Annotated in this window: 9 protein-coding genes; all 9 read right to left on the bottom strand. The window is 60.4% G+C overall.

The genetic code is table 11. The features are described from left to right. Nucleotide 1: 1 nt before the first annotated feature. The 9 genes from AC3RCJ_RS06325 to puuE all read right to left on the bottom strand — a co-directional run bounded on the left by AC3RCJ_RS06325 (nt 2) and on the right by puuE (nt 16,135). On the bottom strand, nt 2-1,231 hold the full coding sequence (locus tag AC3RCJ_RS06325) for a phospholipase D-like domain-containing protein (protein ID WP_492959419.1): 1,230 nt from the start codon (nt 1,229-1,231) through the stop codon (nt 2-4). Between the two features lie 16 nt (nt 1,232-1,247). Further along, nucleotides 1,248-2,945, bottom strand: coding sequence for a bifunctional metallophosphatase/5'-nucleotidase (locus tag AC3RCJ_RS06320; protein ID WP_492959421.1), 1,698 nt, complete (start codon nt 2,943-2,945; stop codon nt 1,248-1,250). 102 nt (nt 2,946-3,047) lie between these two features. Then, the gene (locus AC3RCJ_RS06315) at nt 3,048-6,506 is read right to left on the bottom strand and encodes a TonB-dependent receptor (protein WP_492959423.1); all 3,459 of its coding nucleotides are present in this window, start codon (nt 6,504-6,506) and stop codon (nt 3,048-3,050) included. 795 nt (nt 6,507-7,301) lie between these two features. Beyond that, a complete protein-coding gene (locus AC3RCJ_RS06310) occupies nt 7,302-8,801 on the bottom strand; it encodes an adenosine deaminase family protein (RefSeq protein ID WP_492959425.1) in 1,500 nt (499 codons plus the stop codon). Nucleotides 8,802-8,844: 43 nt separating this feature from the next. Then, nucleotides 8,845-10,161: a guanine deaminase gene (guaD, locus tag AC3RCJ_RS06305; protein ID WP_492959427.1), complete on the bottom strand. Its 1,317-nt coding sequence runs from the start codon at nt 10,159-10,161 to the stop codon at nt 8,845-8,847. 9 nt (nt 10,162-10,170) lie between these two features. Then, nucleotides 10,171-11,250 (bottom strand): xanthine dehydrogenase accessory protein XdhC, encoded by a 1,080-nt coding sequence (xdhC, locus tag AC3RCJ_RS06300; protein WP_492959429.1) that lies wholly within the window; start codon nt 11,248-11,250, stop codon nt 10,171-10,173. A gap of 9 nt (nt 11,251-11,259) precedes the next feature. Then, on the bottom strand, nt 11,260-13,605 hold the full coding sequence (gene xdhB / locus AC3RCJ_RS06295; RefSeq protein ID WP_492959431.1) for a xanthine dehydrogenase molybdopterin binding subunit: 2,346 nt from the start codon (nt 13,603-13,605) through the stop codon (nt 11,260-11,262). Nucleotides 13,606-13,615: 10 nt separating this feature from the next. Beyond that, nucleotides 13,616-15,082: a xanthine dehydrogenase small subunit gene (gene xdhA, locus AC3RCJ_RS06290; RefSeq protein ID WP_492959433.1), complete on the bottom strand. Its 1,467-nt coding sequence runs from the start codon at nt 15,080-15,082 to the stop codon at nt 13,616-13,618. A 99-nt stretch (nt 15,083-15,181) separates the two neighbouring features. Further along, complete coding sequence (puuE, locus tag AC3RCJ_RS06285) at nt 15,182-16,135, bottom strand: allantoinase PuuE (protein ID WP_492959435.1); 954 nt, start codon at nt 16,133-16,135, stop codon at nt 15,182-15,184. Between the last annotated feature and the right edge of the window lie 114 nt (nt 16,136-16,249).

Here is a 16,249-nt window from a genome sequence, read left to right as displayed (position 1 = left end):
GTTACTCCTTTGCTTGCGGCGCGGCTTTCGCCGGCTTCGGATATTGCTTGTTGATGTCGATCGGTTGCGCATATGCCGAGCTCCACGTCTGCTCATGCAGCGCGGCAATGCGCTGCGCCATCGGTTCGTTGCGCAGCACCACTTCCAGGTTGCGCGACAAATCGAAATAGCCGCCCGCCCAGTTACTCGTGCCGACCCAGGCCAGCTTGCCGTCGATGCTCATGGTCTTGCTGTGGATCACGCGCGCGAACGGTATGAAACCCGTCGAGGCCGTGGGAATCGTCACGATGCGGATCTCCACGTTCGGCACCAGGGCCAAACTCTTCAGGTAGGCGATGGCCGGCGCCTCCGTATTCCAGCTGGACACCATCAGCTTGATTTTGACGCCACGCTGGGCCGCGGCGCGCACGGCATTGTCGATCACGGCGTAATATGGCCGCGTGCGGTTGGGACCGTAGGACAGCGGCGCGTAATCGAGCAGCTGGATGCGCACTTCGCTTTGCGCTTGCGCCAGCAAGGCGGGCAAGCCCGTTTCCGAGTCACCCACGCCGGCCGGGTTGTAGGCATTCGGGCTGGCCAGCAGGAAAGCGTTTTGCGCGTAGTTGGCCGGCACCACCTTGTTGTTGAGCACCGTGGCGCGGCTGCCTTGCGACGTCAGCGACTGGGCTTGCCAATCCTGCTCGAAAATCGCCTGCACCTGGCTGACCATGGCTGGCTCGGTGATTCTCAAGCCCGTCTCATGGATGTGCTCGAACGAGCGCCAGTCGAAATTCTGGCTGCCAATATACGCAACCTCGCCATCGACGGCCAGGTACTTCGCGTGCACGATGCCGTTGCCCGTGATTTTATTGAAGTCGATGAGGCGCAAGTCCAGGTTCGGAATCGCCTTGATCCGCGCGATGGTGGCCGCTTCCGACAGGCCCACGCCCTTCTGGTCCAGCAGGAAGCGGATTTTCACGCCACGCTGGCCGGCGGCCGTCAGGCTGTCCAGCACCTTTTCAAAAGCCGTGCCGGGCTTGCTGACGGCATAGAACTGGGCGATGACGATCTCTTTTTTTGCACCATCGAACAGCTCGCGCCACACGGCGACGGGCTCGCGCAGGTCGGGATTGGTCAAGCTCGTTTCCACGGGCGAAGTGTGCACCAGCTCAAAGCCGGGAATCGCGAAATCGGCGTGGGCCGTGCCCGCGAACAGGGTAGTGACGAGCAGGGAAACAGATAAACGACGCATGGTTATTCCTTGTAGATTATTTGACGCGCACGATGCGGCCCGCCGCCGTGGCGCTGCCAGCGGGCTTGCCGGCGCGCGCGCGGGCGATCAGGTAATCGCTGAAGGCGTCGATGTCGCGCACGCCCGTGTCCAGGCGGCGCGTGCCGGCCGCCAGCACGGTGAAGCGGTCGCCGCCGCCGGCGAGGAAACTGTTGGCGGCGACACGGTATTGTTGGCCGTCATCAATGGCGACGCCATTGAGCAAGATGCTGCCTGGCAGCACGCGCTGGCCCTGGGGCCGCGTGCTGTCCCAGCGATAAGTAAAACCTTCGGACACTTGCAGCAGATTGTTGTCTTCCGCTTCGCTACCGGGCCATTGCTGCTCGAGCAAGGTACCGATTTGCGCGCCGGAAAGACTGACGACGATCAGGGTATTGCCGAACGGGACAACTGCCTGGTTCTGGCCCACGTTCGTCATCAGGTCGGCGCCCGCTTCCAGGTCCTTGCGGATGCCGCCATTGTTCATCAGGCCGATTTGCGCGCCAGCGGCGCGCGCGCCGAACAGGGTGCTGTCGGCCACCAGGTCGCCCAGCGCGGAAGCGCCGCTGCCCTTGGTGCTGCGGCCCACGCTGGGCACGGCGATGGCGGCCACGGGGCGCGACAGTTCGGCCGCGCTGCGCTGCTTGACCGATTCCAGATAGGCTGCCACGGCCGGGTCCGGCTCATACTGGCCTGGCAGCATGACGACGTTTTGCGCGCTGGCATCGATCAGCGCATTCTTGACGGGATCAACTTTGAGCTTGATGCGCGTCAACATGTGCCCGCCCATCTGTGCTTGCGTCACCAGCCGGCCATCGACGCGGCACAGATAACCCTGGTGCGAATGACCGCTGATGACCAGCTGGATGGCGGGATCGAGGCGCTTGACCACGTCGACCACTTCGCCCTTCAGCTGGCTGCAATCGGGCTGGTCGACGGCTTCGATTGTCTCGCCGCCCTGGTGCAGCAGTACGACGAAGACGCCCACGCCCTGCGCGCGCAGTTGCGGCAAGGTGGCGTTGATGGCGTCGGCTTCATCGCCGAATTGCAGGCCAGCAATGCCGGCGGCCGTCACCACGGACGGCGTATCCTTGAGCACGGCGCCGATCAGGCCCACCTTGACGCCATGCGCCTCTTCGATGCGGTAGGCGGGCAGCAGCGACTTGCCCGTCTGCGTATCGATCACATTGGCCGCCAGATAGGTATAGCTGGCGCCCTTGAAGTCGGGCGTGAACTTGCAGGCCTTGTCGGCGCGCGAGGACTCGCAGCCGCCGCGCTGCTGGCGCAGCAATTCCGCCTTGCCCTGGTCAAATTCATGGTTGCCGACGGAACTGGCCTTCATGCCCAGCATATTCATGGCAACGATACTCGGTTCATCGGCCCATAGCGCCGACATGGCGGGGCTGGCGCCGACCAGGTCGCCATTGCCGACAAAAATCAGCTGTGCATCTTCGCGGCGCCACGCCGTCAAGGCGCCGGACAGGGTATCGATGCCGCCCGCCAGCACCGTCTTGCGCCCGGCATCGGCGGCGCTCGCGTAGGTGAATTTGCTGCGGTCGAGGTTGCCGTGGAAGTCGTTCAGGGCGACCAGATTGATATCGACAGGTGTCGCGCGAGGCATGGCGCAGCCACCCATGGCGGCCAGGACCAGGATCAGGGCTGCGCTGGCGGCCCGTGTGCGTAAGTAGGGAAGCATCGGATAGGTAGTCATCAAAAAGGAAAAGGGTAAACCATCTTGCCAATAAAAAAAACGGCTGGTGTCGCCACCAGCCGTTCAGACTTCAAACCAGCGCCAAGATTAGAACTCGTACTTGACGGTTGCCTGGATTGCCCATTGGGATTCGCCCTTTTGTTGACGCACGGTATAGTCTTCTACCTTGTCACGCACCTGGTAGATATAGCGACCGTTGGCATCGAGGCCGGCAAAATCGACAAAGTTACGCGTTTGGCCACCCGCCGAACGGAAAGCCATTTCATTAATGCGGCCCCACTTGCGGTTGATCATGTTGCCCACGTTGAAGAAGTCCATCGTGAACACGCCTTTGTTATCCTTGAAGAAGCCTGGCACCTCCTGGCTGATACGCATGTCGAAGCTGTTGGTCCACGGCGAGAAGCTGCCGTTACGCTTCGTCACGCCGCCAGCGCTGTTGCGCAGGTCGCCGTTTGCGTTAACAAATGCCCAGAAACGGTCTTCGTTGGCATGGCTGGTGGCGGTATCGCCACGGAACACCACTTCGCCCGAACCTGGTTTCGACGGGATGTACATCAAATCGTTGCCATTGACGCCATCACCATTCAAGTCATTGTTATAGGTCCAGCTATATGGCTTGCCCTTGCGGCCTTCATAGAACAGGCCAAAGCTGGTTTTGTAGTTATCAAAGAAGCGCTTCTGCCAGTTCAGGACGGCATTGAAACGGTCTTTTACCAGGTAGCCGGAATTGGCTGCGACGTTTTCATTCGGGTTGAAAATCGCACGGGCATTGAAGTTCGAACTCGAGACCGACGACGTCAGCGGCGCCACTTCAGTGGCATCGGTGTAGGTGTAGGCAACCGACCAGCCAAAACCTTTGCTCATCGGCTGGGTCAGCGACAGCGTCACCAGATTGCCTGCCCCCTTGTCCGTTTTCTTGGCAAGCAACACGTTGTTGTAGTTCGGATTTTTCAAGGCACGGTTGCTGGCGCCACCGCAGACTGGAGCAGCGGTCGTGCTCAGGCTGTTACCAGGCGAGGTCGCCCAGCAAGCGGTGTCGTACGCATTGGTGGTGTAGTACAGCGCACGGCCATCGGTACCGGTACGGGTGGCAGCGCCCAGATTCAAGTGCTCGTAGTAAATCGCGTCCTTGTTCTGTGTCCGCAGATACTCCGCGCCAAATACCAAGCCCATCCATGGCAACTCATGTTCCAGTGCCAGATTGCCTTTCCAGATAGACGGCTGACGCAGGTCAGGCGACAGGAAGTCGACGTTCGGTGCAGGCGTTGCACCAACATTGGTCGGCTGTTTATCCGGGTCAGGATTGAAAGTACCGCCAACTTTCGGGCAAGCAACACTAAAGCCGGAACCGCAACCGATCACTGCGGTTGCCACGCCAGGGTTGGAGAATGGGTTAGACATCCAGACCGCGGCAGCCGCGCCCTGGAACAGGCCGACACCACCACGCAATTGCGTTGGACGGGCGCTCTCGAACTTGTAGTTGAAGCCGACGCGCGGCTGCACCAGGGTCTGGCCGTCGATCGTCTGCGTGTTGTCCAGGCCAAAGCCGCCGCTTTGCGCTACGCCACCGCGCGGATTCGAGGCCAGCGGATAGCCGGCAACCATCGGTGCCGCGGCCGGCGCATTGCGCAAAGGACGATCGCTGAGCGCGGCCTTGTCCACGCGCACGCCGTATTGCACGGTCAGTTGCTTGTTGACAGCCCAGACATCTTGCGCGAAAAAGCCATAGTTTTTCATGCTGAAATCTGAAATCGCATTATCCAGCGATCCACCTGCTACCGGCACCTGTACCTGGTAGGTGTTCGGGCGGCCGATACGGAAATTCTCCAGTACGGCTTGCTCGTGCAGCGCGGCACTGGTGGAACTGCAATTGAACGTCGTGCTACCGTCCGGATTCTTCGGGACGAACGAATAGCCTACGTTATTGATACAAGCGAAGTTGTAGTTGCCGTTGATATTTTGCAGATACGCATTGTAGATATCGTTCTTGCTAAAATCGGTACCAAACTTGATTTCATGATCGCCCAAGGCCCAGTTGGCACCCAGATAGGCATCCTTGGTCTTGGTGCGCAGGACGTTATGCTGATACGACTGGTCCGTGCCGAAATTGAGGTAACGGTTGCCGGTCGAAACGCCTTCAGGCGCGTCCGCTGGCAGCTTGCCGGAAAACTGCAAGGCCATCGTTGGCAATCTGGAATTGTTTTTCGGCAGGCTGTCATAGTCGCGCGACGACACCTTGAATTCGGTCGAGAAACTTGGCGTCCAGTCGGCAAACCATTGAGCCACCGTCGTTTCGATCGTCTTGTCCTGCTGGCGCCAGGCAGAGCTCAGGGCAACGCCGCTTGACGACACGCCGGTAAACATCGGCTCGGATTGATCCGTTTTCGAGTAGCGCACCATCGCACGATGGTTGTCGTTGATATTCCAGTCCAGTTTCAACAGGGTATCGTTTACCGTCATTTTGGTACCGGCGGGCACGGCGGTCGTACCGACGTCCAAGCCATACTGGCTCTTGGCAATTGCTTGCAGCTGGTCAATGGCGGACTGGGTTACGCCGACGTTCGTCATCGAACTGCCGAGTGGGCCAAAGTTAGGCGCGGTACGCGTACTTTCCAGCTTTTCCTTGTTGGCGAAGAAGAACAGTTTGTCCTTGATCAGCGGGCCGCCGACGGAAACACCCTTGGTCGTTTCGCGGAACGCTGGTGGCGCGGAGTAGGTGTCATTCGAGCTGTTGTAGCGGTCGCCGGCCATCGTGTCATTACGGAACACGTAATAGACGCTGCCCTTGAATTCATTGGTGCCGGACTTGGTCACGGCGTTGATGTTCGCGCCCGTGTAACCTTTTTGCGTCACGTCGTAGTTGGCGACGTTCACCTGGACGGACTGGATGGCATCGATAGAAATTGGCTGCTTGGCCGTCGGGCTGCCGTTCGATTCCAGGCCGAAGGTATCGTTCACGGCCACGCCATCGATGGTCATCGAGTTGTAGCGCGAGTTCTGGCCTGCCACCGACATCTCGCCGCGCTCTTTGTCCGTTTGCGAAACACGCGGGTCGGAACGGGCGTAGTCTTGCAGGTTGCGCTGGATCGATGCTTGCATGGCCAGCTCGCTGGCACCGATATTGGTGCCCGCACCCATGTTGCTGCGGTTAAAGATCTGTGCGCGTGCGCCCGTGCCGGTCACATTCACCGTCTGCATCTGCGCGCCCAGGGTAGCGTCCACGTTGGCCGTTTCAGCCAGTTGGACGTACACGCCTTCGCGTTTTTCCACGTCACCATTCTTGGTGACCGTGATGGTGTAAGGACCGCCGGCGCGCAAGCCGCGGGCGACGTAGCGGCCTTCCGCATCGGTCGTCACGTTGCTGACGGAACCCGATTCGGTATGAACGATGGTAACGGTGGCACCAGCTGCCGGCTTGCCGTCATTGGCCGAGATACGGCCGCCGATGGAAGACGTAGTGTTCTGTGCGAACGATGGTGCCGCCGCCAGTGCAATAGACAGGCTTAACGCGATTTGCGTTAGCCGAAGTCGCTTGTGATTGATCATCTTTAACCCCAGAAAAGACTATTATTTTTTGAAAATCCTGGATTGCCCCACTGTCCGGCTGCGCCGCACAGCAACACAAACACAACATTTCCTCTTTACGATACTGCAACTGTTACGCCGGCTGGACTGGCTGCTGGCCCTGACAAGACCTTGCAAAAACGCCCTTGCACTCATCACAACCATCGATATTTCAAGCAATAACGGCGAGAAACGTGTTCTCTTCCGTACAACACGGGGCGCTAGCACCTGTGTCATACACCCGACCTGCTTGCCCGGCTAACATGGCAAGCCGCGAGTGTAATTGTTAAATATTTCAAGACTGTGACACGGCAGCAAGAAGCAGGAAAATGTCGTCATTTATTCAGTTGACTGTTCGTTTTCACCCTGCATCTCACCTTTATTTACTGCAAATACCCATCTTCATACGATATCACCCATATGAATTGTGACTTTTTAATATCACATTCATCTCACTATGCATCATCAAAAATTGGATGACAAATACGTTTTTTTTTACATATTTATATATTTAAAGTATAAATAGCATGGTGTAAGTAGCTGGATTAATATCGTGCTGACAGCGCCCGGGCTTATGGCGCGAGATTATAAATGAGCAATATGTACTTGAAATTGATTCATCCATGAATATGGATAAAGTCGTGCATCTGCCGTTAATTGTGTCGCATGGCTGCCACAAAATTAACAAAAGGACAGCATGGGGATTTGAGAGGGGAAAAAGAAAGCGGCCGGAGCAACCGGCCGCCTGAATAGTATCAGTTTCAGCAGCTGTGAAACTTACGGTTTGACACCGTTGCCCGCCTTGTCGGCGGCGGCAATTTGCGCTTCGAAACGGACAAACCTGGCATCCAGCGCCCGCAGCAAACGTTGTTTATCGGCATCTGCCAGGAAGGAATAGCGTAGGCTGTTATAAGACAGCTTTTTGATTTCCGCATAATCGGTCTTGTATTGGCTGGCAAACAGCACATATTCGTTCGACAAGGTATTGCGCGACACGCCGGCATCGTCGGTCGAGATGACGAACGGCACGCCATACTTGCGGTACAGGGTGACCGGATGCGCCTGCCCCTTGATGCCCAGAATGTAATCGTTGCTGGTCAAATTCACTTCCACGGGAATGCCGCGCTCGCGCATCTTCTGCATAGTGGCCAAGGCCTTGCTTTCATACGCGATATCCATGCCGTGGCCAATCCGGTCGGCGCCCGCCACGTCGACGGCTTCAGCGATATGGAAGGCCATGCCTTCCGGCGGCACCATGCCCAGCGCCAGCTCGCCCGCGTGCAGGGCGATCTTGACGTTCGGATATTTTGTCTTGAGGAACTTGAACATTTCCATGTGCAGGCTGTAGTCGCGCATGGACACGTTCACGCTTTCCTGGCCCACGATATTCACGCCCACCACGAGCCGATTCAGGCTCGCCGCCTTGAACGCGGCCACCATCGAAGAGAACACCTGCGATGGCGACAGGAAGCGCAGCACATAGGCCTGGTAGCGCATGGTGAAGTTGGCGTCGTCGATGCCGACGCTGCTGGCATTCACATTGTCGTTATACGCCGTGATGCTTTTCTGGAAGGCCGCATCCTGTTCCAGGCTCTGCGTCCAGTTGGCCAGCAACACTTGCAACGCTGCCGGCGGCAAGCCCGGCGCCAGCACCTGCTGATCGAATTGCGCGTTTTGCACGAATGGCGACAGTTCGAAGATGGTTTCGATGTAGCTGAGGTTTTCCGCGATGGCGCGCTGCTTCAGGGTTTTCAAGCCGTCGGCCGTATTCGTCGATGCCACGGGACCGAAGTAGCCGAAGGTATCAAAAAAGGTACGGTCCGGCGGCGTCTGGATGGCGCCGTGGTTATAAAAATCCTTGGTCGACCAGCGCTGCAGCAATTCCGCATACAGGCCCGCGTCGGCAAACACTTCCGTGGACGACAGGCAGCTGCGCTGCGCGGCCGGCTTGGCGCGCTCGGCCGCCACGACGTCCTTGTTGCTTTCGATGCGGTAGGTGCTCTTGTTGACGCAATAGTTTTCCTTGTCGACCCAGTCGAGGAATTGCTCGGCGTAGATGGCGCCCGAATAATGGTGATGCAGGTCGCCGCCCTTGGGCATCATGGAAAAGAACAGGCTCAACTCGGCTGTCTTGGGCTGCGCACCGGATACCAACGCGGCGAAATGGCGCGCGGTGGCCGCTTCATTGGAAGACGGGCTGGCGGCCTTGGCGGCATGCGCCGTTCCGGTCAGGGTCAGCGCGGCGGCAAGCGCCAGGCCAGTGAGTGTTATGTGCATTCGCGTTCTCGCTCAGGATGATTCGTGTTGAACAACAGGTAGGTCAGCCCTGCCCCCGCACATGCACGCGCTGGCCGCCCGAATAGGTGGCGGCCACGGCGCGGTCGTCACCGAGCAGCGCAAAGGCGAACAGCAATTCCTCCAGGCTCTGGCAAGCGGCCGTGCGGCGCTCGAGCAGCGGCGTCGATTGCTTGTCGAGCACGATGAAATCGGCTTCCGTGCCAGCCGTGAAATTGCCCAGGGTGCCTTCCAGCTGCATGGCGCGCGCGGCACCCAGGGTGGCCAGGTAAAACATGCGCAAGGCGGGCAGGTAGCTGCCTTTCAAGCGTGCTACTTTATAGGCTTCGTTCATGGTTTGCAACATCGAGAACGAGGTGCCGCCGCCCACATCGGTCGCCAGCGACAGCAGCACTCTCGCCGCATCGGCCCGCTCGAAATCGAACAGGCCGCTGCCGAGGAACAGGTTTGACGTAGGACAAACGGCGGCTGCCGAGGATGTCTCCGCCATGCGCGCGCGGTCGCGCTCGTCGAGCCAGATGCAATGGCCGAACATGGCCCGCGGGCGCAGCATGCCGTACTGGTCGTACACATCGAGATAGCTGCGCGCCTGCGGGTGCAGTTCGCGCACCCAGCGGCATTCATCCTCGTTTTCCGACACGTGGGTTTGCAGATAGGTATCCGGATAGGCGCGCGCCAGTTCGCCCGCCAGGTGCATCTGTTCATTCGTCGACGTCGGCACGAAACGGGGCGTGATCGCATACAGCGAGCGGCCACGCTTGTGCCAGCGGCGTATCAGCGCTTCGCTGTCGCGTGCGCCCGACTCGGCCGTGTCGCGCAGGAACTCTGGGCAATTGCGGTCCATCATGACCTTGCCCGCCACCATGCGCAAGCCGCGCGCCTCGCTGGCGCCAAAGAAGGCCTCGACCGATTGCGGATGCACGCTGCCATACACCATGGCCGTCGTGGTGCCGCAGCGCAGCAATTCATCGAGGAAGAACTCGGCGACATTGCGCGCATGCCCGGGATTCTCAAATGCGCGTTCAGTGGGAAACGTGTACGTTTCCAGCCATGGCAGCAGGCCGGGCGCAGGCGAGGCGATCATTTCCGTCTGCGGGAAATGCAGGTGGGTATCGATGAAACCCGGCACGATCAGCTTGCCCCGGTAATCGACGATCTGCGTGCCGGGCGGCAAAGTCGCCAGCAATTGCGCGTAATCGCCGGCTGCCACGACCTTGCCATCGGCCACGATCAGCAAGCCGTCCGCATGCCAGGCGTGCGCCTCCTCGCTGAACGCAGGATCGGCGTGGAAGTGCAGCAAGCTGGCACGGTAAGCTTGCAATGTGACGGGAACAATCGGCATGACTTCTTTCTATAAAGGGTGAATGGCGGCGCGTAGTGGGCGGCGCGGTGGCGTGCTGGCAGAGGCCAGCCGCAGCGGTGCGGCCAGGGCGGCCGCAGCCGCTTCCTCCCACACCATGAGTAATTGACAGGCCACGGAGGCGGCGATCACGGCCGGCACCTTGCTGCGGATGCCAGGCATGCCGATCGGACACACCATGGCGGCAATGCGCTCAGCCGGCACGCCGCGCGCCTGCAGGCGATGCTCGAACTGCTTGCGCTTGGTGTGCGAACCGATCAAGCCGAACCAGCCCGCATCCTCGCGCTCCATGATGGCTTGCGTCAAGCGTTGATCGAGCGCATGGCTATGCGTCATGACGAGAAAACTGCCGCCCGGCGGCGCCATGGCGACGAATTCTTCGGGCGTATCGGTGGCGGCGATGCGCACATTATCTGGCAACCCCGCCGGCAACGCCGCAGGAAACATGTCTTCGCGTTCATCGACCCAGGTGATATTGCAGGGCAAGTGGGCCAGCGCGCGCACGATGGCGGCCCCCACGTGGCCGGCGCCGAACAAGGTCAGGTGCGCGCGCGGCGCCAGGCAGGGGTCGACCAGCCAGCGCCGCCCTTCGCTACCCTGCGCCACATGGGTTGCGCGCTCGCGTGAAAACGTGTCGGGCGCCTGGCCTGGCGTGCCGGCGATCAAGCTACCGGCCGCATCGAACAGCGCCGACGCGGCATCGCCATCAAGGGCCGTCAGGCGCCAGCTATCGTGCTGGCGGCGCTCGCGCAAGGCTGCCAGCAATGTTTTCAGGCTGGCATCGACATATTCAAACGCCAGGTGGACGACGCCGCCGCAACATTGTCCCAGGCTGGGCCCCAGCGCAAAACGCTCGAGCCGCGCATGCGTGTCTCCTGTCGCCAGCATGGTCTTGGCGATTTCCACGGCGCGCAATTCCAGGTGGCCCCCGCCGATGGTATCGACCTGGCCATCGAGGCTGACACGCATCTTCGCACCCGCCTCGCGCGGCCCGGAACCTTCCACCAGGGCCACCGTCACCAGCACGGATGCCTGCGTGTCATTCTCGATTGCCGTCAGCCAGTCGTTCATCGTCTGCTCCTACGCGGCCACGCCGGCCGCTTGCACGGCCATGACCGCCTTGAGGATTTCCTCGCTGGTGGCGGGGGCATTCAGCGGTGGCTGCACGGCATGATGGCCCACGCTGGAAATGGCGTCGCGGATGGCAAAGAAGACGGAAAACGGCAGCAACAGCGGCGGCTCGCCCACGGCCTTGGAACGGTGGATGCTGTCTTCCACGTTGCGGTTCTGGAACAGCTTGACGCGAAAATCTTCCGGACAATCGGAAATGCCGGGAATTTTATACGTCGATGGCGCGTGCGTCATCAGCTTGCCCGCCGCATTCCACCACAGCTGCTCCGTCGTCAGCCAGCCCATGCCCTGGATAAATGCGCCTTCCACTTGACCCAGATCAATCGCAGGATTGAGCGACTGGCCCGCGTCGTACAAGGCATCGGCACGCAGCAGTTTCCATTCACCGGTCAGGGTATCGACCACCACTTCGGCCACGGCCGCGCCATACGCATAATACGAAAACGGGTGGCCCGTCATCGTCTTCGCATCCCACGACAGCCCGGGCGTGGCATAGAAACCGTCCGACCACAGTTGCACGCGGGCCAGATAAGCCTTCTGCACCAGCTCGGCAAACGGCACCACATGACCATTGACGTGGATATGCTTGTCGAAGAAACGCACGCAAGCCACCTCGCCGCCGTACAGTTTGACCGCATAATCGGCCAGGCGTTCACGGATCTGGCGCGCCGCGTCCTGCGCCGCCTTGCCGTTCAAGTCGGCGCCGGTGGATGCCGCCGTGGCCGACGTGTTCGCCACCTTGCTGGTGTCGGTGGCCGTGGCCCGCACGCAGTCGGGGTCCAGGCCCAGCTCGTGCGCCACCACCTGCATGACCTTGGTATTGATGCCCTGCCCCATTTCCGTGCCGCCATGGTTGACCAGCACGGAGCCATCCACGTACACGTGGACCAGCGCACCGGCCTGGTTCAGATGCGTGACGTTGAAGGCGATGCCGAATTTCAGCGGCGTGAATGCCAGCCCCTTCTTCAAGACAGGGCTGGCCTCGTTGAACGCCTCGATGGCGCGGCGGCGCGCGCGGTAATCGCTGCTGTCTTCCAGTTCGGCAACGAGTTCATGGATCACGTTGTCGACGATGGTCTGGCCGTACGGCGTGACATTGCGTCCTTCCGCATCGTTGTGGCCATAGAAATTGAGCAGGCGGATATCGAGCGCGTCGCGCTGTAAATGGCGGGCGATTTCATCGATCACATACTCGATGGCGATGGCGCCCTGCGGCCCGCCGAAGCCTCGGAAAGCCGTGTTCGACTGGGTATTCGTCTTGCCGCAGGCGGCACGGATATCCACGTCGGACAAATAGTAGGTGTTGTCGAAATGGCAGACGGCGCGCGTGGCGACGGGACCGGACAGGTCCGCCGAATACCCGGCGCGCGTGGTCATGTCCACCTTGGCGGCCAGGATACGGCCGTCGTCGTCGTAGCCGACCTCGTATTCATAGTAGAAACAATGGCGCTTGCCCGTCACCAGCATGTCGTCGTCGCGGTCGGCGCGCAATTTGACGGGACGCTTCAGTTTGGCCGCCGCGATCGATGCCGCCGCCGCCCACAGGGCCGATTGCGATTCCTTGCCGCCGAAACCGCCGCCCATGCGCCGGCATTCGACCGTGATGTTGTGCGAATGCACGCCCAACGCATGCGCCACCACGTGCTGCATCTCGCTCGGATGCTGGGTCGAACATAGCACCAGCATGCCCTGCGCTTCCTTCGGGATGGCGTAGGAAATCTGTCCTTCCAGGTAAAACTGTTCCTGGCCCCCCACATACAGCTGGCCCTTGGCCACATGCGGCGCCTTCTCGAACGCGGCCTGGTAGTTGCCACGCCTCAGCTGCATGGGCGGCAGCACATACGCTTGCGCCGCCTTGGCCGCCTGCGGTGTCATGATCGCGGGCAACTCGTCATACGTTACTTGCGCCAGGCGGGCGGCGCGGCGCGCATGGTCGTGCGTATCGGCCACCACGATGAAGATGGGCTGGCCCACGTATTGCACCAAATCAAACGCCAGGATGGGATCGTCGTGGATAATGGGACCGCAATCATTGGTGCCGGGAATGTCTTGCGCCGTGTAGACGGCGACGACACCGACAGCGGCGCGCACGGCGGAGAGATCCATGGCCGTGATGCGCGCATGCGGTTTTTGCGACAGGCCCAGCGCCGCGTGCAAGGTTCCCTGCAATTCGGCGATATCGTCCGTGTAGGTGGCTTGCCCCAGAACATGCAATTGTGCCGATTCATGCGGGCTGGGCTTGCCCACGGCGCTCCAGGCGGCCGCTTGCAGTTCGGGCGTGGCAGGATGGTTCATGCTGGTCCTTTCAGGCGCGGCAAGCGTAGGCGTTGAGGGACGTCGGCGGCAACGGCGCACCGGGACGTGTTTCCAGCCAGAAGCGGCGCAACAGGTTTTGCGCCGTCGTCATGCGGTAAGTGTTCGACGCGCGCATGTCGGACAGCGGCGCGTAATCGTCGGCCAGCAAGCGCATGGCGATGAGCAAATTGTCTTCCGTCCACGCCTGTCCGCGCAGGAACGCTTCCGTCTGCGCAGCGCGCTGCGGCGTGGCCGCCATGCCGCCGAAGGCGATGCGCGCATCGACGATGCGCGCGCCATCGAGCTCAAACGCGAACGCGGCGCACACGGCCGAGATATCCTGGTCGAAGCGCTTGGCCAGTTTATACGTGCGGAAATGCACGCCGGCACGGGGCAAGGGCACGCGCACGGCTTCGACGAATTCGCCGGGCTGCAAGTCTTTCTTTTGATAGCCAAGATAAAAATTTTCGAGCGGCATGATCCGCTGGCCGGCAGGACCGCGCAGCACGATATCGCTGCCCAGCGCAATCAGCCACGGCATCGAGTCGCCGATGGGTGAACCATTGGCCACATTGCCGCCCAGGGTACCTGCGTTACGGATCGGCAAGGAGGCAAAACGCTGCCACAGTTCCGACAATTCATCCGGATAATGCTGGCACAGCGCCGCATAGGCATCGTTGAGGCTGGCGCCGGCGCCGATGTGCAGCTTGCCATCGTCCACCGCAATGGTTTTCAGGGCAGCCACGTTGCCCAGATAAATGATGTCGCCCAGGTCGCGCAGTTGCTTGGTCACCCACAGGCCGATATCGGTGGAGCCGGCCAGCAGGCAGGCCTGCGGCTTTGCCGCGCGCAGCGCCACCAATTCATCGATGCTGCGCGGCGCGTGGAAATGCTGGCCGCGATGTTCATAGGTGCTCAGGCTGCCGCGCTGCAGCGCCTGCAATTGCACCTTCAAGGCATCGCGATCGAACGTGACATGCGGCAATTCGCCCATGCGCCTGGCCGCATCGATGATGGGCCGGTAACCGGTGCAGCGGCACAGATTGCCGGACAGCGTATCGTCGATTTCGCAGCGCGTGGGCGTGGCACCGTTTTTCTCGAGGTACATGCCCCACAAGGACATGACGAAGCCGGGCGTGCAAAAACCGCACTGGGAACCGTGGCACTCGACCATCGCCTGCTGCACCGGATGCAGGGCACCATCGGGCTGCTGCAAGTCTTCCACGGAAAACAGGGCCTTGCCATCGAGGGTAGGCGTGAGCTGGATGCAGGCGTTGACGGCCTTCATCTCGAGCTGGCCATCGACCAGGCTGCCGATGACGACCGTGCAAGCGCCGCAATCGCCCTCGGCGCAGCCTTCCTTGGTGCCCGTGCAATGCAAATCCTCGCGCAGGTGCTGCAACACAGTCTGCGTAGGGGCGGCGTTGCGTACTTCCTGTACGGCACCACGGTAATAAAAGCGGATCGGTTCTGACATGCTGGCCTCGGTATAGTCCCAGTATAGGAGATTAACACCGGCATATGGGACAACTATATGCAAAGACTGATTTTACTTATCATCCAATATCAATACCTATCAGACACTATAGGGATGCGTCGCATGCCAGTGTTCGGCAATATCGATGCGGCGCGTGATCCACACCTGCTCATGGCGCTGCACATAGTCGAGAAAACGCGCCAATGCCGCGGCCCGTCCCGGACGCCCCACCAGGCGGCAATGCAGGCCCACCGACAGCATCTTCGGCTGATTCAAGCCGTTCGGATCGCCTTCCGCATACAGCACGTCGAAGGCATCCTTCAGATAATCGAAAAATTGCGTGCCCGAATTAAAACCTTGCATGGCGGCAAAGCGCATGTCGTTCGTGTCCAGGGTGTAGGGTACGATCAGCTGCGGCTGCACGGCCGGCATGCCCGCGGCATCCGTATACGCCACTTTTTCCCAGAATGGCAGGTCGTCGCCGTAATAATCGGCGTCATAGCGGAAACCGCCATGCTCGACCACCAGTTTGCGCGTATTCGGAGAGTCGCGCCCCGTGTACCAGCCTTGCGGAGCGGAACCTGTCAATTCGCGGATGATCTGCACGGCCTCGCGCATGTGCTCGCGTTCCGTCGCTTCATCCATGTCTTGATAGGAAATCCAGCGCAAACCGTGGCAGGCGATTTCATGCCCCAGTTCCTGGAAGGCAGCCACCGCTTCCGGGTTGCGCTTCAGGGCCATCGAGACGCCAAATATGGTCAGCGGCAGGCGCCGCTCCTCGAACATGCGCAGCAAGCGCCACAGTCCGGCGCGCGAGCCGTATTCATAAATCGACTCCATGCTCAGGTGGCGTGCAGGAAAAGCGGCCGCACCGATCATTTCCGACAGAAACGTTTCCGACGCGGCATCACCATGCAGCACGCTGTTTTCCGCCCCTTCCTCGTAATTGAGGACGAATTGCAGCGCGATGCGGGCCTTGCCCGGCCATTGCGGATGCGGTGGCGTGCGGCCATAGCCGATCAAGTCGCGAGGATAATGTTCGTAATTGCTCATGCGGAGGCGCGCCTATAGGAGGACAATGTTGGCTATATGCCCAATCATATAGCCGGACGCAGTCACCGGTATATGATTTGCACGATAAGCACATTCACTCACCCTATATACAGG

The sequence above is a fragment of the Janthinobacterium sp. GW822-FHT07H11 genome (assembly GCF_058798615.1).
Note: the sequence above shows the minus strand (reverse complement) of the source record. Positions and strands in the feature narration are given on the sequence as shown.

Bases quoted from the DNA above. Each gene is read 5' to 3' on its own strand.
- AC3RCJ_RS06320 (WP_492959421.1), bottom strand. From the start codon at position 2,945: ATGCTTCCCTACTTACGCACACGGGCCGCCAGCGCAGCCCTGATCCTG.
- AC3RCJ_RS06310 (WP_492959425.1), bottom strand. From the start codon at position 8,801: ATGCACATAACACTCACTGGCCTGGCGCTTGCCGCCGCGCTGACCCTG.
- xdhC (WP_492959429.1), bottom strand. From the start codon at position 11,250: ATGAACGACTGGCTGACGGCAATCGAGAATGACACGCAGGCATCCGTG.
- xdhB (WP_492959431.1), bottom strand. From the start codon at position 13,605: ATGAACCATCCTGCCACGCCCGAACTGCAAGCGGCCGCCTGGAGCGCC.
- xdhA (WP_492959433.1), bottom strand. From the start codon at position 15,082: ATGTCAGAACCGATCCGCTTTTATTACCGTGGTGCCGTACAGGAAGTA.
- guaD (WP_492959427.1), bottom strand. From the start codon at position 10,161: ATGCCGATTGTTCCCGTCACATTGCAAGCTTACCGTGCCAGCTTGCTG.
- AC3RCJ_RS06325 (WP_492959419.1), bottom strand. From the start codon at position 1,231: ATGCGTCGTTTATCTGTTTCCCTGCTCGTCACTACCCTGTTCGCGGGC.
- puuE (WP_492959435.1), bottom strand. From the start codon at position 16,135: ATGAGCAATTACGAACATTATCCTCGCGACTTGATCGGCTATGGCCGC.
- AC3RCJ_RS06315 (WP_492959423.1), bottom strand. From the start codon at position 6,506: ATGATCAATCACAAGCGACTTCGGCTAACGCAAATCGCGTTAAGCCTG.